Origin of the sequence: Streptomyces sp. NPDC057307 (assembly GCF_042667665.1) — a bacterium.
Taxonomy (GTDB): Bacteria; Actinomycetota; Actinomycetes; order Streptomycetales; family Streptomycetaceae; genus Streptomyces.
Genome location: NZ_JBHUZM010000021.1, coordinates 62,661 through 84,775 on the forward strand (window position 1 = coordinate 62,661; position 22,115 = coordinate 84,775).

General features: G+C 73.1%; 17 protein-coding genes and 1 pseudogene. 7 read left to right on the forward strand and 11 right to left on the reverse strand.

Features of this window, described 5'->3' with window-relative positions; genetic code table 11:
- Nucleotides 1-128: 128 nt before the first annotated feature.
- Complete coding sequence (locus ACFUN8_RS11395; RefSeq protein ID WP_383634595.1) at nucleotides 129-2,642, forward strand: hypothetical protein; 2,514 nt, start codon at nucleotides 129-131, stop codon at nucleotides 2,640-2,642.
- Here the strand turns inward: ACFUN8_RS11395 and ACFUN8_RS11400 are convergent.
- From ACFUN8_RS11400 to ACFUN8_RS11410, 3 genes are all read right to left on the reverse strand, one after another.
- Nucleotides 2,612-5,041 carry a right-handed parallel beta-helix repeat-containing protein gene (locus ACFUN8_RS11400; protein WP_383634597.1) on the reverse strand — a complete coding sequence of 810 codons (2,430 nt, stop codon included), beginning with the start codon at nucleotides 5,039-5,041 and terminating at the stop codon, nucleotides 2,612-2,614. The genes ACFUN8_RS11395 and ACFUN8_RS11400 overlap by 31 nt on opposite strands.
- 155 nt (nucleotides 5,042-5,196) lie before the next feature.
- Nucleotides 5,197-5,805 carry a hypothetical protein gene (locus tag ACFUN8_RS11405; RefSeq protein WP_383634599.1) on the reverse strand — a complete coding sequence of 203 codons (609 nt, stop codon included), beginning with the start codon at nucleotides 5,803-5,805 and terminating at the stop codon, nucleotides 5,197-5,199.
- A gap of 643 nt (nucleotides 5,806-6,448) precedes the next feature.
- A complete protein-coding gene (locus ACFUN8_RS11410) occupies nucleotides 6,449-6,976 on the reverse strand; it encodes a DUF6643 family protein (protein ID WP_383634601.1) in 528 nt (175 codons plus the stop codon).
- Nucleotides 6,977-7,228: 252 nt separating this feature from the next.
- On the opposite strand from ACFUN8_RS11410, the gene ACFUN8_RS11415 reads away from it, so the two are divergent.
- The gene (locus ACFUN8_RS11415; RefSeq protein WP_383634603.1) at nucleotides 7,229-8,509 is read left to right on the forward strand and encodes a TerD family protein; all 1,281 of its coding nucleotides are present in this window, start codon (nucleotides 7,229-7,231) and stop codon (nucleotides 8,507-8,509) included.
- Nucleotides 8,510-8,534: 25 nt separating this feature from the next.
- Here ACFUN8_RS11415 and ACFUN8_RS11420 read toward each other — a convergent pair whose 3' ends face one another.
- A complete protein-coding gene (locus ACFUN8_RS11420) occupies nucleotides 8,535-9,707 on the reverse strand; it encodes a glycosyltransferase (protein WP_383634605.1) in 1,173 nt (390 codons plus the stop codon).
- Nucleotides 9,708-9,765: 58 nt separating this feature from the next.
- Between ACFUN8_RS11420 and ACFUN8_RS11425 the strand changes: the two genes are divergently transcribed.
- Nucleotides 9,766-10,554, forward strand: coding sequence for a glutamate racemase (locus ACFUN8_RS11425; RefSeq protein WP_383634607.1), 789 nt, complete (start codon nucleotides 9,766-9,768; stop codon nucleotides 10,552-10,554).
- Between the two features lie 159 nt (nucleotides 10,555-10,713).
- Nucleotides 10,714-11,256 (forward strand): annotated as a pseudogene (locus tag ACFUN8_RS11430) (hypothetical protein); the annotation flags it as partial.
- 164 nt (nucleotides 11,257-11,420) lie between these two features.
- Here ACFUN8_RS11430 and ACFUN8_RS11435 read toward each other — a convergent pair.
- Nucleotides 11,421-11,669, reverse strand: coding sequence for a hypothetical protein (locus ACFUN8_RS11435; protein WP_383634609.1), 249 nt, complete (start codon nucleotides 11,667-11,669; stop codon nucleotides 11,421-11,423).
- A gap of 246 nt (nucleotides 11,670-11,915) precedes the next feature.
- Between ACFUN8_RS11435 and lnt the strand changes: the two genes are divergently transcribed.
- Nucleotides 11,916-13,553, forward strand: a complete 1,638-nt coding sequence (gene lnt, locus ACFUN8_RS11440; protein WP_383634611.1) for an apolipoprotein N-acyltransferase — start codon at nucleotides 11,916-11,918, stop codon at nucleotides 13,551-13,553.
- A gap of 20 nt (nucleotides 13,554-13,573) precedes the next feature.
- The gene (locus tag ACFUN8_RS11445; protein ID WP_383634613.1) at nucleotides 13,574-14,056 is read left to right on the forward strand and encodes an NUDIX domain-containing protein; all 483 of its coding nucleotides are present in this window, start codon (nucleotides 13,574-13,576) and stop codon (nucleotides 14,054-14,056) included.
- Between the two features lie 34 nt (nucleotides 14,057-14,090).
- Here ACFUN8_RS11445 and ACFUN8_RS11450 read toward each other — a convergent pair whose 3' ends face one another.
- The 3 genes from ACFUN8_RS11450 to ACFUN8_RS11460 are packed head-to-tail and all read right to left on the reverse strand — an operon-like array spanning nucleotide 14,091 to nucleotide 16,708.
- Nucleotides 14,091-15,104 (reverse strand): NAD(P)/FAD-dependent oxidoreductase, encoded by a 1,014-nt coding sequence (locus ACFUN8_RS11450; RefSeq protein ID WP_383634615.1) that lies wholly within the window; start codon nucleotides 15,102-15,104, stop codon nucleotides 14,091-14,093.
- A complete protein-coding gene (locus tag ACFUN8_RS11455) occupies nucleotides 15,101-15,625 on the reverse strand; it encodes an isoprenylcysteine carboxyl methyltransferase family protein (RefSeq protein ID WP_383634617.1) in 525 nt (174 codons plus the stop codon). The genes ACFUN8_RS11450 and ACFUN8_RS11455 overlap by 4 nt, the downstream gene beginning before the upstream one ends.
- Nucleotides 15,626-15,637: 12 nt before the next feature.
- Nucleotides 15,638-16,708 carry a type III polyketide synthase gene (locus ACFUN8_RS11460; RefSeq protein ID WP_383634619.1) on the reverse strand — a complete coding sequence of 357 codons (1,071 nt, stop codon included), beginning with the start codon at nucleotides 16,706-16,708 and terminating at the stop codon, nucleotides 15,638-15,640.
- A 463-nt stretch (nucleotides 16,709-17,171) separates the two neighbouring features.
- On the opposite strand from ACFUN8_RS11460, the gene ACFUN8_RS11465 reads away from it, so the two are divergent.
- Nucleotides 17,172-17,990 carry a UbiA family prenyltransferase gene (locus ACFUN8_RS11465; RefSeq protein WP_383634633.1) on the forward strand — a complete coding sequence of 273 codons (819 nt, stop codon included), beginning with the start codon at nucleotides 17,172-17,174 and terminating at the stop codon, nucleotides 17,988-17,990.
- Between the two features lie 28 nt (nucleotides 17,991-18,018).
- Here the strand turns inward: ACFUN8_RS11465 and ACFUN8_RS11470 are convergent, their stop codons facing one another.
- The 3 genes from ACFUN8_RS11470 to tgmA all read right to left on the reverse strand — a co-directional run bounded on the left by ACFUN8_RS11470 (nucleotide 18,019) and on the right by tgmA (nucleotide 21,593).
- A complete protein-coding gene (locus tag ACFUN8_RS11470) occupies nucleotides 18,019-19,881 on the reverse strand; it encodes an RICIN domain-containing protein (protein ID WP_383634621.1) in 1,863 nt (620 codons plus the stop codon).
- A 571-nt stretch (nucleotides 19,882-20,452) separates the two neighbouring features.
- Nucleotides 20,453-21,385 (reverse strand): ATP-grasp ribosomal peptide maturase, encoded by a 933-nt coding sequence (gene tgmB, locus ACFUN8_RS11475; protein ID WP_383634623.1) that lies wholly within the window; start codon nucleotides 21,383-21,385, stop codon nucleotides 20,453-20,455.
- Between the two features lie 16 nt (nucleotides 21,386-21,401).
- A complete protein-coding gene (gene tgmA, locus ACFUN8_RS11480) occupies nucleotides 21,402-21,593 on the reverse strand; it encodes a putative ATP-grasp-modified RiPP (protein WP_330177187.1) in 192 nt (63 codons plus the stop codon).
- Nucleotides 21,594-22,115 lie beyond the last annotated feature (522 nt).

Below are 22,115 nucleotides of genomic sequence, written 5' to 3' on the forward strand. Positions count from 1 at the left end.
GCCTGTCCTTCCACGTCGGCGTCGTCCGCGGCCGCCGTACACAGCTGATCATCAGGGTTCCTCATCCTCCCACGGTGTTGGGCCCCGTACGCAGGTGTCGGCCCGCCCCGGCCCGGGGAGAGTCGCTGATGGACGGTCACCGCCCGCGAGACCACCCGGAGAGCCGAGTCATCGACGTGTCCCCTGAGCCCCCTGTACGCAGCGGCGACGGCGCCGCGCTCGAACTGCTGGTCCACGGCGTCGGCGGCGCCACCCCGCAGGAGATGCTCGCCGATCCGTACACGGTGCGGATCACGGGCGACGAGACGGCGGCCATCTACCGGCGCCCCGTCGACGAGGAGGCCGAGGCCCACCCCGAGCGGTACGAGGACGGGCCGGTGCCCGAGGCGTACTGCTGGTCCAACCTCACCTCCGGCAACGGCACCCGCGCCCTGTGGCTGCTGCTGCTTCCCTTCATGGTCGTCAACCTCGCCCACTGGATGCGCCCGGCGACCAACGGACTCGCCAAGACACAGCGGCTGTACGGCGTGCTGGTACGGCTGCTCGCCCTCACGCTCACCGTGCTGCTCACCGCCGGCGCCTGCGAGGTCGCGCTCGACCTGGTGGCCTGGCAGTGCGCGGGCGCCGCCGGCTGCGCGGACGACCGGGCCTGGCTCGGCTTCCTGTCCGCCGCGCGGGACGGCTGGTGGGCGCAGCCCGGCCGCCGCCTCGCGCTGGCCGCCCTGCTGCCGGCCGCGCTGGTGGGTCTCCTCTGGTATCTGTCCAACCGGACCTGGAGCGCCTACGAGGCCCAGCGCCCGCCGACCGACACCGTTCCCGGCGGGAGCCTGCCGGGGCCGGAGCGGGAGGCCGCGACCGCCACCGACGCCACGGACGCCTACGAAGGACCGGCCGAGCCCACCCCCGAGCCCGCGCCCGAGGCCGGCCGCGCGCCGACCGTCCGACCCGCGCTCGCCAGGCCCGGCTTCTGGTACGGCCGCAGGCTCGTCGCACGCCTGCGCGCCGCGCACACCGCCGCCGGATTCCTCACCGTCGCGGGCGCGGTCACCGGCGCCGCCGCCCGCTACGACCGCGGCGCTTCGAGCACCGCCCGCGAGAGCGTCGGCTGGCTCCTCCAGGCAACTCTCGTCGCCGGCGCCCTCGTTGTGCTCTGGGTGGTGTGCAGCAGGGGCCGCAGCGAGCGCAGGCGCGACGGCACCCTCGACAAGGCGCTCATCAGCCGGCTGCCCGCCGGCTCCCTCGTCCTGCTCGGCCTCGCGGTCGTGTACGCCGCCTGGTCCCGCCCCGGCTGGATCTCCTCAGGCACCCTCCCGGGCGCCATCACGTTCCCGGTGCTCGTCCTCGCCCAGGGCGCCCTCGTCGTCGCGCTCGCGGGGGCGGCCCTCGTCCTGCACCGCCGCGCCCCGCACGCCAGGATCGCGCTGTACGGCCTCGGCGGCCCCGCCGTCGCCATGCTGGCCTGCGCCCTGGCCGGGGTCATGACCGGCGGCGTGGCGCAGCGCGTCGGCGACTGGCTCGACGGGTCGGGCACCCCCGGCATGGGGGAGGGCTCGATCGCCGGACCGCCGGTGCTGCTGAGCTGGCAGGCGGCCGTCATCCCCGTGCTGCTCGTGCTCCTGCTGATCCCGGTCGTCGTCCTCGCCGTACGCACCGTGCGCACCGGCCGTCGCCTCGCGCCCGTCGTGGAGGCCGAGTACGGGTCGCGGGAGAAGCAGGTCACACCGGACTCCGTCCGTACCCGCCGGATCGCCGGTGCCCGCGCCCGCGCCGAACTCACCGACGCGGCGCCCTGGTTGGTCGGACTCGTCTCCGGCGCGACGCTCCTGCTCGGGATCGGCGCCGTCCTCGGGGCCTGGCTGAGCGGGGATGTGCCGGGCCGGGCAGCCGAGGGTGAGCCCCCGCTGATCCAGTCGATCGCCGACACCGCGCAGGCGCTCGGCTCCTGGCTGATCGGCCTCGGCTTCATACTGTTCGTGACCTGGGGCCGCCGGGCGTACCGCGACCCCTCCGCCCGGCGCACCATCGGCATCCTCTGGGACGTCGGCACCTTCTGGCCGCGCGCCTCGCACCCCTTCGCGCCACCGTGCTACGCGGAACGCGCCGTACCCGACCTCACCTGGCGGATGGCCTCCTGGACCGCCCGCACCGGCGGACGCCTCGTCATCTCCGGCCATTCGCAGGGCAGCGTGCTGGCCGCGGCCGCGGTCTGGCAACTGCGCGAGGGCACCCGCCACCAGGTGGCGCTGCTGACGTACGGCTCACCGCTGGAGCGGCTGTACGGCCGCTGGTTCCCCGCCTACTTCGGCGCCGCGCCGCTGGGCGACCTGGGCAGGGAGGTGCACTGCTGGCGCAACCTGTGGCGCGCCACCGACCCGATCGGCGGCCCGGTCCGGCTCGGCGGCGAGGGCGACGAGCCGGCCGTGGACCACGGGCCGCTCAAGGACCCGCTCGCCTACGGCCGCACCGAGCGCCACCCGCTGCCCGAACCGATCCTCGGCCACTCCGACTACCAGGCCGACCCCGACTTCGCCGTGGAGCGCGCGGCGCTGCTCGACCGGCTGCCGCCCGCACTGCCCGCACAGCGCGACGGCACCGCCACGGAGCGGCGGAGTCACGGCAGTTCGGGCAGATCGTCCGCGTAGAGCAGCGTCAGGTCGTCCGTGCTGGTCTCCGGCAACTGGGCGACCCTGCTGGCGTGTTGCTCCACCATCGACTCGAACGTCTGGCGCGCGGTACGGCCGTTGCCGAACGCCGGCCCCTTGGGCAGGACGGCGAAGTACTTCAGCAGCGCCTCGGCCGTGCCCGTACCCAGCCGGTACTCGTGCTCCTCGGCCTGCCGCTCCACGATCCGCAGCAGTTCGTCGGCCTCGTAGTCGTCAAAGGTGATGGTCCGTGAGAAACGGGACGCCACACCGGGGTTGACCGCGAGGAAGCGCTCCATCTCCGCCGTGTACCCGGCGACGATCACCACCACCGCCTCCCGGTGGTCCTCCATCAGCTTCACCAGCGTGTCGATGGCCTCACGGCCGAAGTCACGCCCCGAGTCCTCGGGCGACAGCGCGTACGCCTCGTCGATGAACAGCACGCCACCACGCGCCCGGTCGAAAGCCTCCTGCGTGCGGATCGCGGTGGAGCCGATGTGCTCGCCCACCAGGTCGACCCGGGAGACCTCCACGAGATGACCGCGCTCCAGCACTCCGAGCGACGCCAGGATCTCGCCGTACAGCCGGGCCACCGTCGTCTTGCCGGTGCCGGGGGAGCCGGTGAAGACCAGGTGGCGGCGGGCGGAGGCGGCCTTGAGACCGGCCTGCTGCCTGCGCCTGCCGACCTCGATCATGTTGGTGAGGGCGCGGACCTCGCGCTTGACGCTCTCCAGGCCCACCAGCGCGTCGAGTTCACCGAGAACCTTGCCCGGTTCACGTACCGGCTCGGCGGGCGGCGCGTCCGGCACCGGTGTCACGCCCTGCGCCGGGACGGAGCCCAGCAGCCCCGTCGTCTGCGTGGCGGTCAGAGCCGCCGTCGGCTGCGGCACGGCGGCCAGCACACCGCTCTCGTCGCTCGTGCAGTCCTCCACGGTCGGCCCGGCCCCGTTGCCCTCGGCGCCCGACGGGCCGCCGTCCGGGAACTCGTAACCCCCGCGCGCGCAGCGCTCGGTGCGGCAGCGCGTCAGCGTCGTACGGCAGCCGTCCATCACATGGAACCCGTACCCGCCGCTGCCCGTCACCCGGCAGTCGTGGAAGGTGCCGCGGCCCTCGGCGGAGACATAGAAACCGGCCTCGGCGGGCGAGGTGATCGTGCAGCGCTCGATGGTGGGGTCGGCGCCCTTGGTGACGATGACACCGGTCTGCACCCCGTCGATGGTGCAGGAGTTGAGTGTGCCGCCGCTGCCGTGGTCCCGGAACCAGGCGCCGGTGGACGCCTCCCTGATCCGGCAGTCGTCGAGCTGCGCCGTCGCGCCGTCGCTCACCGACACGGCCGTGTTGCGCACCTGCGACAGGTCGCTGTCCACGACGTCCGCGCGGGAGCCGCGGTCGAGGACGAACAGCGCGTCCGGTACGTCGTGCACCCGGCACGAGTCGAGGACGACGGTCGCCCCGTCACTCACCCAGACCGCCGGGTAGTCGCCCGTACTGTCGTGGATCTCGCACTGGTTGGCGTCCACGCGGGTGCCCGGGTCCCAGACCGAGAGACCGTTGCGGCCGAAGCGCCGCACGGTGGAGCGGGTCAGCGTCAGCACGGAGCGGGAGCGCAGGTCGACCGCGTTCTCCGGGATGTCGTGGATGTCGCAGTCGGAGAGCGTCAGCACCGCGTCCGTGTCGAGCGTGATGCCGTCGGCCGATGTGCGGTGGACGCTGGAGTCGGTGAGATGCGCCGCGGCGCGGGCGGCGATCTGCACGCCGGTGCCCTTGATCTCGTACACCTCGCAGCCCACGGCCTCCAGGCCGCTGCCCTCGCCGGTGACGGTCAGGCCGCCGCCCGAGGCGTGGTGGATCCGGCAGCGTTCGAGCCGGGGGTGCGCCCCGCCGCGTACGGAGACGCCGGACTGCCCGGCCGCGACGACCTCGCAGTCCTCGAAGACCCCGCCGGCGCCGTCGAGTACGGCGACACCGACCCCGGCCGGATTGTCGACGGTGCAGCGGCGGACGGTCGGACGCGCGGCGCCGCGCACCTCTATCCCGGCGGCCGAGCGCGTGACGATCCGCAGATCCGTCAGCTCCGGGGTGCCGTCCTCGACGAGCAGCGCGGGCGCGGTGGTGTCCTGGCCCTCCACATGCAGGTCGTGGACGGTCGCCGACGCGCGCACCGTGAGCGGTACGCCGTCCGGCGGCGCGATTCGCACCGAGCCCGACGAGCCCTCGGGTCCGCGCAGCGTGACGGCGCGCGTGACGACGAGATTCTCCCGGTAGGTGCCCGGCGCGACGGTGAGTATGTCGCCGTCGCTCGCGGCCTCCAGGGCCGCGGCGAGAGATGCGTACTCGCCGGTACGGCGGCGCCAACGCGAGGTGCCGGTGTGCGTCACCTGGACGGTGCCCTGTGCCATGGTGTTGTTCTGTCCCCACCTCGTGCGCCTGCGCGTGCTGTGCCGACCGGACCCGCTCGCGGGTCAACTCAAGGAAGTCCCGGCCGCGACAGAGGACCGGGTCGCACCACCGTAGCGCGCGCGGCACCGGTGAGTTGACCCAAGAGCGGTTCCGGTCAGCTTCCCGCGCCTGTACGACCCCAGTCGGGACCGGTCCGGGACCAGGCCAGGTCGAGCCGCGCGTACCGGACTTGGCGCAGTCTCCACACCACCAGCCGTCGGACGGCCTCGACCAGACCGGCGACGCCCGCGGCCACGCCGATCCCCGCCAGCACGGCGTGTGTACGGGCGGTGGCGAGGTCCGTCGGGCGCTTGGCGAGCTGCCCGCCGCCGTCGGTCCAGACCGGGAAGGTGTCGCCGGCCCGGAGAGTCCGCGGCGCCGAGTGCACGAGCCGGGTGTGCCGACTGCCGTCCGGCGCCGTCCACTTGGCGAGCACCGGCTTGCCGGAGTCGCGCTGGGTCGGGGCCTCGGGGTCGGACGCGACACGGGTGGGCGCCTCGGCCGGGCTGACCATCATGGCTTCCGTACGGTGCCGGTCCTCGTGCTGGGCGCGGATCGTCCGACGGAACGCGTCGTCGGTCAGCGCCCCCGAGATCAAGCCGATCGCCGGGACGGCGAGAAGCATCAGGAGCAGGGCGCCGAGCGCGACCCACGCCTCGACGAGGTCCGTCCTTCTCCGCAGCGGATTGTGCCGCCAGCGCCGGAGCCCCACGACCGCTCGCATCGTGTCGCACCCCTTCCGTCTCGCGTCCGTTCCCCTGTCCGTCATAGCCCCACGGGGGCCCGCTCACGCACAAAAGGGCGGAAGGGAGAGCGAAATCACCCGTCCGTTCGACGGGCCGGATCCGGGCCGCCGTCGAATCGGCGGTGCTCGGGCAAGGGTACGCGGCGGTGCGTGGCGACTCGCGGTCGACGGTCCGGGCCACTCGGTCCCGGTGCGCGGAACCGTCGCCGGGACGACGGGATTCGGCCGGACGCGGCTCGTCGGCGGGAGTACCGCGGATCGACCGGCCGCGCGCGCCGGGGCGCCCCCGTAGTCAGCCGGACCTCCACCCCGAGGTGGCGGCTGAACCAGTTGCTCGCTCGCTCGGCCGCGCGGTGGCGGGCGACGCGTCAACCGTGGTCCCGGGGACGTTCACCACGACGACCTGCGCGGGTGCGTCCGAACGAGTGACGCGGGACGTCAACGCCCGTTCTCCGTGCGCCTGTTCACGGGCGGCCGGCCGTTTCCGGGCGCGCCGTCGTCGGCGGCCCTCCGGGCTCCCTCCGGCCTTCTCCGCTCCTCCCGGCTCGGTGTGGCTCGGTGTGGTTCGTCCCGGCGTGCCCGGTGTCCGGTGCCTCCGGTGTTCCGGGGCGATGCCCCGGTGTCAGTAACCCCGGCTCTGGTAGGGCCGGTTGTACGGGTCGTCGTACTGCACCGGCGCGGGCGCCGGACGCGGGGAGGCGGGGCGCATCGCCTCGTACCCCGTCGCCGACCCCGGTCGCTGCTGCTGCGGCGGGCGGGGCTGCTGGGGACGCGGCTGCTGTTGCTGCTGCTGGGGCTGGTAGGGCTGAGCCCCCTGGTAGCCGCGAGGCGGCTGCGGTGCCTGCTGCGGAATGTAGGGCGCCGGGGCGTGCTGGAGCGGCACGGGATGCTGCGCCGGCTGCGGCTGGTAGCCGCCGTAGGACGGCGTGGGCTGCGAAGGAGCCGCCGGAAGAGCGGGAAGCGCCGAAGGCAGCGCGGGCAGATAGCTGTTGCTCTGGTAGCTGCTGCCGGTGTCGTAGGCGGAAGGCACTCGGATCGGGGCGATCTGAGGCGTGCCCCGCTCCGCGACCAGGGAGTCGTAGATGGGGGTGTCCGGGAACGACGGCGCGGTGTAGTAACCGCCGCCGTAGGTCGAGCGGGGGGAGGTCATGGAACCTAAGTTAAGCCCACGATGTGCCAAGAGGGGAGTCCGATAAGGGGGTTCTTTCGGGAGCTCTGGGCCACTTCGGATCCCCAATGCGAGCGAACTTGGGAAAATCGGTCGTCCGGCAGCGTAGTGATCGTGTAAAGGGCAAGCTCCAGGGGGGTTACCGGTGGGTCCTCGTGGGTGCGATGACCCCCGCAGCGATTAGGTTTGGCGCAACAGAAACTTTCGGTCACCCGACTCTCGATGGGGGCGAGCATGTCCATGCTTAAAGGAGCCAATGTTCCGGTGTCGGCACCCGGTGTGCGTGTCGAATTGGGATGGCGTTCGGCACCCGGGACGCCGGATGTCGACGCCTCGGCCCTTCTGCTGAAGGCGGGAAAGGTCCGCTCGGACGCGGACTTCGTTTTCTACAACCAGGCGGCGCACGCGTCGGGCGCCGTGCGGTACGACGGGAAAGGCACCGGCCCCGGCACCGTGACGGACACCCTGTCCGTCGACCTGGCCCGGGTGGAGGCCGACATCGAGCGGATCGTCGTCGCCGCGTCGGCGGACGGCGGCAACTTCGGCCAGGTGCCCGGACTGTACGTACGCGTCCTCGACGCGGCGACGGGCGCCGAGATCGCGCGGTACGACAGCCAGGACGCGACCGTCGAGACGGCGTTCGTCCTCGGCGAGCTGTACCGGCGACAGGGCGCCTGGAAGTTCCGCTCGGTCGGCCAGGGCTACAGCAGCGGACTCGAAGGACTGGCAACGGACTTCGGCATCAGCGTCGACGAGCCGCAGCAGGCGGCGGCGCCCATGACCCCCGCGCCGCCGGCCCCCGTCGCGGCCCCCGCACCGCCCTCGTACACGCCTCCCGTGCCGGCGGCGCCCCCGGCAGCGCCCGCCCCGACCCCGGTGCGGCTCAGCAAGGTCACACTCACCAAGGAAGCGCCGACCGTCTCCCTGTCCAAGCAGGGCGGCAATTCCGGTGAGATGCGCGTCAATCTCAGCTGGCAGGTGCGCAAGCAGTTCAAGGGCTGGGGCGCCAAGCTCGGCCGGGCCGTCGCCATGCACGGCGACCTCGACCTCGACCTGTGCGCCCTCTACGAACTGACCGACGGCCGTAAAGGCGTCGTCCAGGCACTCGGCAATGCCTTCGGAGCGCTTCACCAGCCGCCGTTCATCCATCTCGACGGCGACGACCGCACCGGCGGTTCGGCCAACGGCGAGAATCTCAGCATCAACCTCGACCACAAGAACCAACTGCGCCGCGTCGTCATCTTCGTGACGATCTACGAAGGCGCGCGCAGCTTCGCCGATCTCGACGCGACGGTCACACTCCAGCCGCAGAACGGCGCCGCGATCGACTTCTCGCTCGGCGAGTGCACCGTTCCCTCCACGGTCTGCGCGCTCGCATTGATCACCAATACCGGCTCCGATCTGCTGGTCCAGCGCGAAGCGCGCTTTCTCGTGCCGGAACGCGGAGTCAGCCCGCAGCGCACCATCGACTACGCCTACGGCTGGGGCATGAACTGGACGCCCGGCCGGAAGTGACCCCGGGGCCCGGCAGCGACCCGCCTCAACGCTCCGGTGCGGCCTCCGGACGGGCGTACGTACGCCCCTTCCAGGCCGCACCGCGGCCCCGGTAGTGCCGCACGGCCGAGTCGACGGTCATCAGGAGGTAGAGCAGGGCGGTGAAGGGCAGCAGGGGAGCGAGCCAGAGCGACTGCCGGTAGTACCGCAGCACCGGTACGTACGTCCCGGCCATCACCGCCCACGCGGCGCCGCCCAGCAGACCGGCCGCCGTGTCGCCGCCCGACAGGCCCGCGTACACACCGGCGGGCGGCGCCAGATACACGACCGCGAGACCGGCCACCGTGCCCACCAGCAGCAGCGGGCTGTGCAGGAGTTGGGCGTACGCGCTCCGCGCCACCATCCGCCACAGATCGGTCAGCCGCGGATACGGGCGCACGCTGTCCACCCGCTCCGCGAGGCCGAGCCAGATCCGGCCCCCGGCGTTCCGTACCGCGCGCGCCATCGACACGTCGTCGATCACGGCCTGCCGGATCGAGTCGGGAATCCGCGCCCGCTCGGCGGTCTCCGTCCGCAGCAGTACGCAGCCGCCGGCCGCCGCCGCCGTACGCGCCCCCGGCTTGTTGACCCGGCGGAACGGATACAGCTGTGCGAAGAAGTAGACGAAGGCGGGCACGATCAACCGCTCCCACGCGGTCGCCACCCGCAGCCGGGCCATCTGGGAGACCATGTCGAGTCCGTTCGACCGCGCGGCGGCGACCAGTTCGCGCAGACTGTCCGGCTCATGGGCGATGTCCGCGTCCGTAAGGAGGAGGTAGTCGGGCCGCTCCTCCCGCGCCAGTTCGATGCCATGACGCAGCGCCCACAGCTTCCCCGTCCAGCCGGGCTCCGGCTCCGGCGGGGAGAGCACCGTCAGCGGCAGCCCGCCGAACCGCTCGGCCAGTTCCCTGGCCAGGGCGCCCGTACCGTCGGTGCTGGAATCGTCGACGAGGAAGATCTCCGCCCGCCCCGGATAGTCCTGCGCCAGCAGCGACGGCAGGCTCACCGGCAGCATCTCCGCCTCGTCACGCGCGGGCACGACCACGGCGACGGACGGCCAGGGCGACGGATCCGCACGCGGCGGCAGCCGCTGATCCGTACGCCAGAAGAATCCCTGACCCAGCAACAGAAAGCCCCACGCGGCCAGTGAGACCGCGGCGATCCAGGCAATGGCGCTCATTCGCCGCAGTCTGCCCCACATCGGCGGGACCGCAAGGGCGGTCGTCTATGGTGACCGGGTGAAGATCGCGCTGATGGACTCCGGTCTCGGACTGCTCGCCGCCGCCGCCGCCGTGCGCCGGCTCCGGCCGGACGCCGGTCTCGTGCTCTCCTCCGACCCCGGCAGCATGCCATGGGGACCGCGTACCACGGAGGACATCGTCGGGCGCGCGCTCACGGTGGCCCGTGCCGCCGCCGAGCACCGGCCCGACGCGCTGATCGTCGCCTGCAACACCGCCTCGGTGCACGCCCTGCCCGCGCTGCGCGCCGCCCTGGAGCCCGGACTGCCCGTCATCGGCACCGTCCCCGCGATCAAGCCGGCCGCCGCCGGGGGCGGGCCCATCGCCATCTGGGCCACCCCGGCCACCACCGGCAGCCCCTACCAGCGCGGCCTCATCCGTACCTTCGCCGACTCGGTCGACGTCACCGAGGTGCCGTGTCCCGGTCTCGCCGACGCCGTGGAGCACGCCGACGAGGCGGGCATCGACCGCGCCATCGCGGCAGCGGCGATCCGCACCCCACGCGAGGTAAGGACCGTCGTCCTGGGCTGCACCCATTACGAACTCGTCGGCGAACGCATCCGGGCGGCCCTGCGGCAGCCCGGACTGCCGGAGGTGACACTGCACGCCTCCGCCGACGCCGTCGCCGCGCAGGCGCTCCGCCGGCTCGGGGACACACCGGCCCCCGCGGCGGACCCCGGGCCGGGCGAGCTCACCGTCCTGCTGGGCGGCCGGCGCGGCACGCTGCAGGACGCGGCACTGACCTACGCGGAGGGCCGGCTGCTCGCCGCCGTCACCCACGCGCACTAGGGCGAGTGCGACGACGGCCGCCAAGGCGTGCCCGGGCCGTCTGTGGCCATCGTCACTGCGGTGCGCGGGGGCGGGCGACGCAAGGGTCCCCGCGGACGTCAACATTCCGGATCCCGTCGCGGCGGTGCTCCCCGGGCGGTTCGTGAGTACGCTGCAACCATGACGGAGCACCCCCGACGAGGGGGGCCTGGCACAGTGCCCCTCCCCGAAACCTGGACCGGCCGGGCGACCAACCGCATTCAGTGGCTGTTCGCCGTGGTGGGTGTCGCCTGCGTCGCGCTCGGCGTCGAGCTGGCGATCCAATCCTCCTGGGAAGCCGGCGTCGTCGCGCTGGCCGCCTCGGTGGTCGGCTGCGTGGCCGCCGGACTGCTGATCCTCTTCGGCACGCTGGCCTTCGTACACGTGGCGGTCAAGGTCGATCACGAGCACCTGGAGGTGCGCTGCGGCCACGCCGGGCTGCCGCGCCGCCGTATCCCGCTCACCCATGTGACCGGCGCCGACTTCGAACCCAGCGTCACGCCCCGCCAATGGGGCGGCTGGGGCTACCGCTGGCGGCCCGAGCAGGGCACGGCCGTGGTGGTACGACGCGGCGAGGGTGTCGTGCTGCGTCTGGGCGACGGCAGGACGTTCACGGTGACGGTCGACGACGCCGAGGCGGCGGTCCGCGTCATCCGCGACCGGCTCCGCGCGGCGGCCACCGGCAAGGTGGGCCTCAGCAAGCAGGCCCTGGGCAAGCCCGGTCCGGGCGGACCGGCTCTCGGCAAGCCCGGTCTCGGCGAGGCGCCGGGCGGCAGAACGGTCCTGGGCGGGTCCGCCGACCTCTGACCGCCCCCGCCGGTCCGTTCCGCGTCACCGCGCCGCCGACATCAGCCCGGCCCGCCCTCCGCCGTCGCCCCGTCGGCCGGCCGCGCCGTCGCCAGGGACCCCGCGATACGTCCGCACGTATAGCCGGCGGCGACAGCGAGCAGGGCCAGCAGGACGCCCTCGGGTCTGCCCTCCCGGCCCGCCGCGCTGACCAGGGCCCACAGCGCGCAGCCGACGAACACCGCCGCGCCCACGACGTCGGAGGTGGCGCCCTGCTCGCGCGCGACGGACCGGCCTGCCGGTACAGCCATCCCGTAGACCCCCCGACCCGAGACGGCCCCGCCGGCGACAGCCGGACCGGTCGGGGCGCGACCACACCCGGCCCGGGGCCGCCGCCCACGCCAGTGGCAGGGGAGGGGGTATGTGGACATCTCGCGCGGAAACGTTGCGCGGACAGCTCCGCGGCGACTTCGTGGCGGCTCCCGGCGGAGTCCCGCTCGTCGCCCGCGCGTAGCCGGACTCCCGCCTTCCTACGGCGCCACCGTAGACTCCGCCGGGTGAGCACCACCATCACCCCCGTGGAACCCGCCGAGCCCGCACCCGCGCCCGGCGGGAGACGGTGGCCGCGCCGGTTCGTACGGCCCGGCGCCGCCGTACTGTCCGGGCTGCTGCTCTTCGCGAGCTTCCCGCCCCGCCCGCTGTGGTGGCTGGCGCTGCCCGGATTCGCCCTGCTCGGCTGGACGTTGCGTGGCCGCCGACCGCGTGCCGGGTTCGGACTCGGCTTCCTCGCCGGTCTCGGATTCCTGCTGCCGCTGCTGAAGTGGACGGGCGAGGAGGTCGGCCCGCTGCCGTGGGTCGCGCTGGCCGCCGTGTCCGCGCTGTTCATCGGCGCCGTCGGCGTGGGGATCGCCGCCGTGTCCCGGCTGCCCGCGTGGCCGGTGTTCGCCGCCGCCGTATGGATCCTCGGCGAGGCCGCCCGCGCCCGCGTGCCGTTCGGCGGCTTCCCCTGGGGCAAGATCGCCTTCGGCCAGGCCGACGGCATGTTCCTGCCGCTCGCCGCCGTCGGCGGCACACCGGTCCTGGGCTTCGCCGTCGCGCTGTGCGGCTTCGGCCTCTACGAGGCGGTCCGCCAGGTCCTCGCCCACCGTGCCGCACGCGCTGCCGGGACCGACGGCGCGGCGCGGCCGGTGCCGCGCGCCGCCGTGGCCGTCGCCGCGCTGTCCGTGCTCGTCCCCGTCGCGGGCGCCCTCGCCGCACTGCCCCTCGTGGACGACTCCGCCGAGGACGGCACCGCGACCGTCGCCGCGATCCAGGGCAATGTGCCGCGCCTGGGTCTCGACTTCAACGCCCAGCGCCGCCAGGTGCTCGACAACCACGCCGCGCGCACCGAACAGCTCGCCGCCGACGTCAAGGCGGGCAAGGAGCCGCAGCCGGACTTCGTCCTGTGGCCCGAGAACTCCTCGGACCTCGACCCCTACCGCAACGGCGACGCGCGCCTCGTCATCGACGACGCGGTCAAGGCGATCGGCGTCCCGACGGTGGTCGGCTCCGTCCTCTCGCCCGAGACCGGCAAGCTGCGCAACACCCTGATCCAGTGGGAGCCCGGCAGCGGGCCCGTCGCGACGTACGACAAGCGCCATGTCCAGCCGTTCGGCGAGTACATCCCGATGCGTTCCTTCGTACGGATCTTCAGCTCCGACGTCGACCGGGTACGACGTGACTTCGGCCCCGGAAACAAGGTGGGCGTGTTCGACCTGGCCGGGACCAAGGTCGGTCTCGCCACCTGCTACGAGGCGGCCTTCGACTGGGCGGTGCGCGACACCGTCACCCACGGGGCGCAGCTCATCACCGTGCCCAGCAACAACGCCACCTTCGGGCGCAGCGAGATGACCTACCAGCAGCTCGCGATGTCCCGGGTGCGGGCCGTCGAGCACAGCCGGGCCGTCGTCGTCCCCGTCACCAGCGGCGTCAGCGCGATGATCATGCCGGACGGCAAGGTCGTCGAGCAGACGAAGATGTTCACGCCCGACGCGCTCGTCCGTGAGATGCCGCTGCGCTCCTCACAGACCCCCGCCACGAGGATGGGCACGCTGCCCGAGGCGCTGCTGGTCGCGATCGCCGTCGGCGCTCTCGGCCGGGTCGGTGTACGGGCCGTACGCGCCCGCAGGAACCCCGCCCCCGACGAGGCGAGCTGACGCACGCATAGGGTCGTGGCATGGGAACGCCAGACTTCATTCGCGAGATCCGTGCCACCGCCGGTCACCAGTTGCTGTTCCTGCCCGGAGTCAGCGCGGTCGTCCTCGACGACGACGGACGCGTACTGCTGGGCAGGCGGGCGGACACGGGCGACTGGTCGATCATCGGCGGGATCCCGGAGCCCGGGGAGCAGCCCGCGACGACGGCGGAGCGCGAGGTGTACGAGGAGACCGCCGTACGCTGCGAGGCCGAGCGTGTCGTCCTCGTCCAGGCGCTGCCGGCGCCCGTCACGTACCCCAACGGGGACCAGTGCCAGTACATGGACATCACGATGCGCTGCCGCGCGATCGGCGGGGAGGCCAGGGTCAACGACGAGGAGTCCCTGGAGGTGGCGTGGTTTCCCGTGGACGCGCTGCCGGAGCTGCGGGAGTTCGCCCGGTTCCGTATCAAGCAGTCGCTCGAGGACGAGCCCACCTGGTTCCAGCCGGGCACGGGCGGCTGAGGACCCGGTCGCCCGGTCCGGCGGGAGGGCCCCGCTACTGGAGCGCGTGGACCGCCGCGGCGAAGACGGCCGGGAGCCGGGCCGCGGCGGGCACGACCAGACGCGCCGTGCGCGGGCTGCGGGTGGCGTACAACAGGCCCTCCGTGAGCAGACGGTGACGTCTCGTCAGTTTCGACCAGGCCGCCGGATACGACCGCGGTCGGCCCTCGGCCAGCGCGCGCACCGCCGCCCCGGCCGTCGACAGGGCCAGCGCGACCCCCTCCCCGGTCAGCGCGTCCACATAGCCGGCGGCGTCCCCGACGAGCAGCACCCGCCCGGCCAGCGGCCGGCTCACCCGCTGCCGCAGCGGACCCGCGCCGCGTACGCCGCTCGCCGGGCGTTCGCCCAGCAGCGGCGCCAAGTCCGGGAATCGGGCGAGGTGTTCGGCGTACCCCAGCCGCTCGCGGCTCAGCACGGCCACGCCGACGAGATCGTCCGCCACCGGTGTCACATACGCCTCGCCGTACCGCGACCAGTGGACCTCCACGAAGTCCGACCACGGCGCCACACGGAAGTGCCTCCGCAGCCCGTAGCGGGACGGCGCGCGGTCCGGCAGATCCAGGCCGAGGCCCCGGCGGATCGGCGAGTGCAGCCCGTCGGCGGCGATCAGCCACCGCGCGGTCCGGCCCCCGGCGCTGACCCGGTCGGCGCTCTGCCGTACCTCACCGACCTTGCCCCGGACCGTCTCCACACCGAGGGCGTCCGCCCGTCGCCGTAGCGCGGCGTGCAGCTCCGTGCGGCGCACACCCAGCCCCGCACCGTCCCGGAAGCACGCCTCGGCGCCGCGCGTACCGTCCCGGTAGTGGATGCCGCGCAGTTCGCGCCCCGACACCTCGACGCCCATCGCGCGCAGCGCCGCCACGCCGCCCGGCATGATGCCCTCCCCGCACGCCTTGTCCACCGGGGTGGTACGCGGCTCGACCACCACGGCCCGCAGCCCCGCCAGGGCGGCGTGGATCCCGGCGGCCAGACCGGCGGGGCCGCCGCCGGCGATCAGTACGTCGATCACGCGGGGGCCCCGGCGGGCGCGGCCCCGAGCGCCGCGTTCTCGCACCGGATCCGGACCGTCATCAAGGCGGCGTTGAGCCCGGTGAAGACGACGGCTGTCACCCACGCCCCGTGCACCAGCGGCAGCGCCAGGCCCTCCGCGACGACGGCGACGTAGTTCGGATGGCGCAGCAGCCGGTAGGGCCCGCCGGAGACCAGGGGCAGGCCGGGCACGACGATCACCCTGGTGTTCCAGCGCGGCCCCAGCGTCCGGATGCACCACCAGCGCAGCCCCTGGGCCGCGACGACCACCCCCACCATCGTCCAGCCGAACGCCGGCACGAACGGCCGTCCGGCCAGGGCCGTTTCGGCGAGCGCGCCGGCCAGCAGACCGGTGTGCAGGACGACCATCGCCGGGTAGTGCCCGCGCCCGGTCTCCGTACCGCCGCGCGCCAGACTCCAGCGGGCGTTGCGCCGGGCGACGACGAGTTCGGCGATCCGCTCGCCGGCGACGGCCAGCACCAATGCCGTGTACCACCACATGTGTTCTCCAACTCACCAGCGAAGCAGGACGAGTTCGCAGCAGAATCCGGGGCCCATCGCGATCATCAGGCCGGGGCTGCCCGGCTCCGGGGCGCACCGGGCGAGGGTGTCCCGCAGGACGTGCAGGACCGATGACGACGACAGGTTCCCCACCTCGGACAGCGAGCGCCAGGTGACGTCGAGGGCGCCTTCGGGCAGGTCCAGCGACTCGCTCACGGCTTCCAGGACCTTGGGGCCGCCGGGGTGGCAGACCCACGCGGTGATGTCGGCGGGTGTCAGCCCGTGCTCCGCGAGGAAGCCGCGTACGTCGTCGGCGAGGAAGCGGCGGACGACGTCGGGCACCGATGGATCGAGGACGACCCGGAAGCCGGAGCCGGTGACGGACCAGCCCATGACATGGCCGGTGTCCGGGTACATCCGGCTGCGTGTGGCGACGACGGAGGGGCCGGCGGTGGTGACCTCGGGGGTCCCGGCAAAGTGTTCGCCCACCGCCACGACGGCCGCCGCACCGTCGCCGAACAGTCCGCTCGCCACCAGATTCGCCGGCGACGGGTCGTCGCGTTGGAAGGTGAGCGAGCACAGCTCGACCGAGAGCAGCACGGCCACCTGCTCCGGCCAGCCCCGCAGATAGTCGTGGAGCCGCGCGACGCCCGCCGCGCCCGCGACGCACCCGAGTCCGAAGACGGGCAGCCGCTTCACATCGGGACGCAGCCCCAGCCGCCCGACGAGGCGCGCGTCCACGGAAGGCGCGGCCACACCGGTGACGGAGGTGAACAGCAGCAGGTCCACGTCCTCGGGCCGGAGCCCCGCCGTACCGAGCGCTCCGCGCACCGCCTCGGCGCCCAGATCACCCGCGACCTCGATGAAGACGTCGTTGGCGGCGCCGAACCCGTCGAGCTTGGCGTAGTCGTCCAGCGGCAGCGCCATGTGGCGCGAGCGGACGCGGGCGCTCGCGTGCAGCCGGTCCAGCACGCGCCGGTCGGCGCCGGCCGGCAGACACGTGCGCGCCACCATCTCGGTGATCTCGGACTGGGTGTGGCGATACGGAGCCAGGACGCCGTGCACGGCGGCGATTCGGGTCATCGATTCCAGCCTGAGGAAGTCATAACCCTCCCAACACCCGTAGGAAGGGATGAGACACCATAAGTCGCCCGTCCGGCTGCCACGTGAACGGAGCCCGCGCGCCTACGATCGGCGCGTGGACGCCGACAGGACAGCTGATGTGACAGCCGATGCGACCGCGGACGTGACCGCAGATGTCGACCCGGCGTCGAGCACGCGCGAGGACAGCCCGGCCGACGCCCAAACCCCGCGCCCCGCCCGGCTGCTGACGGCAGGACAGGCCCCGGGCCCTGTCCGGCGGATCCTCGGGGGCCCGGGACGCCGAAGCGACATCAGCCGCCGCCGCGACGGACGGCGCCTCTCGCCCGTACGCCCCGGAGGGCCACGGGAGACGCCCCCTCCGCCCCCTGAGCCGGCCACGTACGGCAGGGCCGTCCACAACGCCGATCCGCCGCCTCGCGACGCACCGCGCCCCGCCCGGCCGCTGACGGCGGGGCGGGCCCTGGCCCTCTCCTGTCATCCCGGACCCGTCGTCGCCGTCACCGCCCTCACCCTCGCGCTCGCCCTCACCGCGGGCCACGGCGCGGGCCGTTGGGCGCTGCTCACCGCCGCTGTGCTGACCGGTCAGCTCTCCGTGGGGTGGTGCAACGACGCCTACGACGCCCGCCGCGACATCGTCAACGGCCGCCGCGACAAGCCCGTCGCCGCCGGGACGGTCGGCCGAGGGACGGTGTGGAGGGCCGCGTTCGGCGCGCTCGCGCTCTGTGTGCCGCTCTCCCTGGCCTGCGGCGTGCTCGCCGGTACCGCGCATCTGATCGCGGTGGCCGCGGCCTGGGCGTACAACCTGCGGCTCAAGGCCACCCCGCTGTCCTGGCTGCCGTACGCGATCGGATTCGCGAGCCTGCCGGCCCTCGTCTCACTGAGCCTGCCCGGCAGCCCGTGGCCGGCCTGGTGGGCCGTCACCGGCGGTGCGCTGCTCGGAGTCGGGGCACACCTGGCGGACGTCCTGCCCGACATCCGCGGTGACCTGGCCACCGGCGTACGAGGGCTGCCGCACCGACTCGGCGCCACCGGCAGCCGGTTGCTGCTCCCCGTCCCGCTGGTGGCGGCGTCGGTGGTGCTGACGCTGGGCCCGGGACGTACCGGCGCGGGCGCCGTACTCGTCCCACTCGCCGCCGGGGCGCTCGCGGTCGCGGGCCTGCTGCTCGGCCGCCGCCGGGGGAAGGCGCCCTTCGTCGCCGCCGTCGCCGTCGCGGCGCTGGACGTCGGGCTGTTGATGGCGCACGGCACCGGCGTCGCCTAGGCCCGGCGGTGACTCGCGCCGCCGCCCGTCAGCCGTCGAAGCGAGCCTCGTCGCAGTGGCCCCGGCCGCCGCGGTCGCGGGCATCGTTGTCGTCGCGCCCGGGCGCTTCGCAGCCACTGCCACTGCCACTGCCACCGGCCCGGCGCCCCCCATCGCGCTCGTGCCCACGCTCCCGCTCCGCTGTCTCCCGCGTGTCCCGGCGGGCGGACATCGGGCCGGCCGGCGGGACCGTCGCCCGGCCGTCGCCCACGATCGGCAGGGACTTGGGGCTGTTCGGCGACGCGTCGGTCGCCCAGTTCTGGAGGGTGGACTCGTCGCGGATCTTCGCCACGACCGACGTACCCGCCTCGGGAATCGTCGGGACGACGGCCAACGAATCGTCCCACCGGGGGATCACATGCCCCTGGACCGTCACGTCGTAGCGCACGTCGGCGGCGTTCTCGTCGGTCGGCTCGGTGCACGGTCCGAGGATCAGAGAGCCGTCGACCGTACGGGAGTTGAGGCACAGGTCCTGGTCGGCGCCGTTGCGCAGCAGCCCGTCCTCCTCGTACAGCCACTGCTGGGTCTGCGCGGACGACGAGCAGATCGCCAGCGTCGCCTCGGACCCCGCGCGGGGCCGGGTGTCCCGGAGGTCGAGGCAGAGATCGGCGTCCGCGCTGCGCAGCGCCGTACGCAGCGGGCCCGGCGGGATGCCGGTCGAGCCCGTCGGCGGCTTCTGGCCGGGGCCGGAGACGCCCTGCGAGCCCGGGTCGGGGGAGGCCGTGTCGGTGCCCGTGCCGATGGGGGCGGCCGGTCCTATCGCCTCGCCGCCGCCGCTGTCGCCGGCGGTGAGACTGGAGACCGTCACGGCGAGCAGGCCGACGGTCACCAGACCGAGCCCGCCGAGCAGGACGGTCCTCGGTCTGCCCGGGGTGGCCATCACACGTCTGGCCACCACCGTCACACGGGGGAGCACTCGCGGGCGTCCGCCCACCGAGTGCCGTCCGCCACGACGGACACCCGCGCGGCCCGCGGCCCGCGCGCCGCCGCGCCTGCCCGGCCGCGAGTCGAGGTAGCCCCTGCCGTGCGGGCCGAGGAGCGCCTCGGCGAGCAGGAGGGCCGGCCGGCCCTCGGCATGGACGAACTGCTCGGTGGCGTAGGCGCAGTGCGCGCAGACCACCAGATGCCGCCGGATGTCCGGGAGCAAAGCACCCCCGCGTCGCAGTGACACGTCCAGCAGGCGGTTGTAGTGGCGGCATTCCGGGTCCGACGCGAGGTGGATATGCGCGCGTACACAGCCGGACCGGAAGAGTTCACCCGCGTGTTCCCGTTCGGTGAGCGCGATTTCCGGATCAATGCCGAGCAGACCGGCCGGTACGGTTATGGGCTCCGCCTCGACGTCCGTATGCCAGAGCAGGCACCGCGCGGCCGCGGGCATTGCCTGGAAGGCGTGGAAGGCCAGCCGCCGATTCTCCGGGGGTTCCGGCGTGTCGGGGCTCACCGGGCCGGTGCCCGCCTGCTGCGCCCGGTGCTCCCAGACTGTGTCGGTCCTTTGTCCTTCGGCCGCCTTTTGTCCTTCGGTCGCCCAGGCACTGGCCATATGGCGGGCGGTCATAAGGAATTCGGGTCGCAGGGCCGGGACGGGACCGGGGCGGCGCAGGGTGTCGAGCACCTTGCCGAAGGCCGCCGTGGCGAGCATCGAGGCGGCGTTCGCCGAGGGGGAGCGGATCTCGGCGTAGTCGAGCAGGGCCTGCCAGTGCCGGGCGAGCAACAGCGCGGTGGCGTGGTCCTCTTCGTCGCTGTCGCGGGTCCTCAGCGCGGTGACGAGATCCGCGTCCGAGCCCTCGGAGCGGGGGCCGGGCCGACCGGCCGGCGGGGGCGGGGTGGTTCTGGACGTACGAGGATCCTGCATAGAGGTCCTGCCTTCCAGGGCACTGAGTGGGGGGTGTCCAGTCCCTTGACGCGAGGGTGGCGGCAGTGATTTCCGGCCGACTGAAAGGGGGGTGGTCCGTTTGGTGCGTACCTTTGGACGGGGTGAAGCCTCCAGGAATGCGACCCGTGGGCGGAGCGCGGCGGGATAACAACGGCCGGAGAGTCTTTCCGGGCGGTCGTACCGTCGCCGAATCGAACGGTTGAGCGCTCCGGGCGTTGCTGCCGACTGAGCGCGTTCACCATTGCACAGCCCGTGTGGGTGAAACAAGAGATCTCCAACCGCGGCTATTCGATGCACCGTTGAGGAACAGGTTGGGCAAGGATTTGTACCGTGGGGGTCCCATTCCGACCGTGAGAAAATACCGCGGGTAACCGGCGAATGGGGTCGCCGACGAGGCCCTGAAGGGCCGTACCGTACCAAGATCTTCGCAGTCGCACCGCATCGGCAACTCTACGGCCGACGACGGGTCCCGGTCGACGGGGGAGCCCCCTGCCCGCCGGCCGGGCGCCCCGACACGCCCCGGGCCTGCGGGGATTCGCCCGGCAGAGGTCTAGACGGGTGGCGGTGAGGCGAGCCAGCCGGCCACTGCCTCGGCGATCGGCTGCCGGGTCTCCAGCTCCACGAAGCCGAACTGGCCGCCCTGGTTGCATTCGAGAAACCACCAGGTGCCGTCGGTGTCCTCGGCGAAGTCGAAGGCCCCGTAGGCGAGATGGGCGACGCGCATATAGCCGTACACGGCGCGGGTGATGCGGTCGGGCACCTCGACGGGTTCCCAGGCGTGGCCGGTCTCGCCGTACCGGCCGTCGACCTGGCCGGGTGAGGCGACCTTCCGCGCGGCGAACAGCTGATGCCCGACACAGGTGAGCCGGACGTCCGCGCGCTTGGATATGTAGCGCTGGAGCAGGGTGGGTCCGGCGGCGACCGACTCGAAGTCGGCGCCGGGACCCACCCGGGTGGTCGGCAGCGAGACCGGGGGATCGCCGGGCGGCGGGCCGGTGATCGACTTCACCACGATGTCCCGGTGCTCGGCGGCGAACAGCCGCGCGATGCGCGGGAAGGTGGTGACGAGGGTGGGCGGTACGGCGAACCCGCTCTGGTGCGCCACCCGCAACTGCCAGGGCTTGAGGCGCGCCTGCGCCGCCGCCTGCGGGTGGTTCATCCAGCGCGCCGTCGTGGAGTACAGCATGCCGAAGAAGGCGTGCGCGGACTCGGCGGTGAGCCAGGGTGAGGGGTTGGGCGCGTGGGCCGCGCTCGCTCCGGGCCGCCGCACCCAGATCGAACGCAGCCCGTCCATGCTCAACAGGCGTCCTCCCGCGGACAGGTGGCCGCGGAAGTCGCCGCTGACGTACTCGGCGGACATCGACGCCTCGCCGGGCAGATCGGCGGGGTCGAAACGCACCAGCGGCGTGCCACGCCCGTGCAGTTCGGCCACGACCAGGTCGGCGGTGACGTCCTGCTCGGCGGTCAGGATCAGCACAGTCATCGGATAGCCAGGGCGGTCAGTCGTCGAAGTGCGTCTTGGAGCCGGCCGTCGAGGTCGTGGACCCGGCGGCCAGCAGCAGGGCGCGGTCGGCTATGGCGGGACGTCCGTCCGGCAGGACGTTCAACTGGAGCGTGGAGTCGTAGGTAAAAGGTCCGACGACCGGTGAGCTCGGAGCCGGGAAAGCGTAGTTCAGCGCGAACGGTCGCATGATTCTCCTCCACTGCCCCACGAGTCTGTTTCTGTCACGGAGGTAACAATACGTGGCGAAGATGTAATGGTCTCAGCACGGAAAGTCACATCTGACGAACCGTCAGGCGGAGGAGGCCCTACCGTCCTCCGGACCTGGGGGGACAGCGCGCCGGAAGGCGGGACCGGGGTCGCGAGAACTTCTCAAGTCCGTTGCGAAGAGGTCGAGTTCGTCGGCTGCCGGGGCCGGTATTGCGACATCCTGTCTGGATTCCGCCAGTGGTCTTCACTTCCGGAGGCCGCGGCTCTGGAAGTGCGGGCGACGTCGCGGCGCCCCTAGGCCCTGTCTTCAAAGTCCCGCCTGGCCTGCGACGCCTGGCACGGCACTTCTCCCCCGTAGGCCCTAGGGGGCCACGGGAGGTGCCCCCTGCGTTGTCGGAGTCGACCAAGTACGGCCGGGCCATCCGCAACGCCGGTCCTCCGCCTTGCGATGCACCGCTTTATTTATAAATAATTCGCCCCGCGGAGGGCTAATTCGGATATT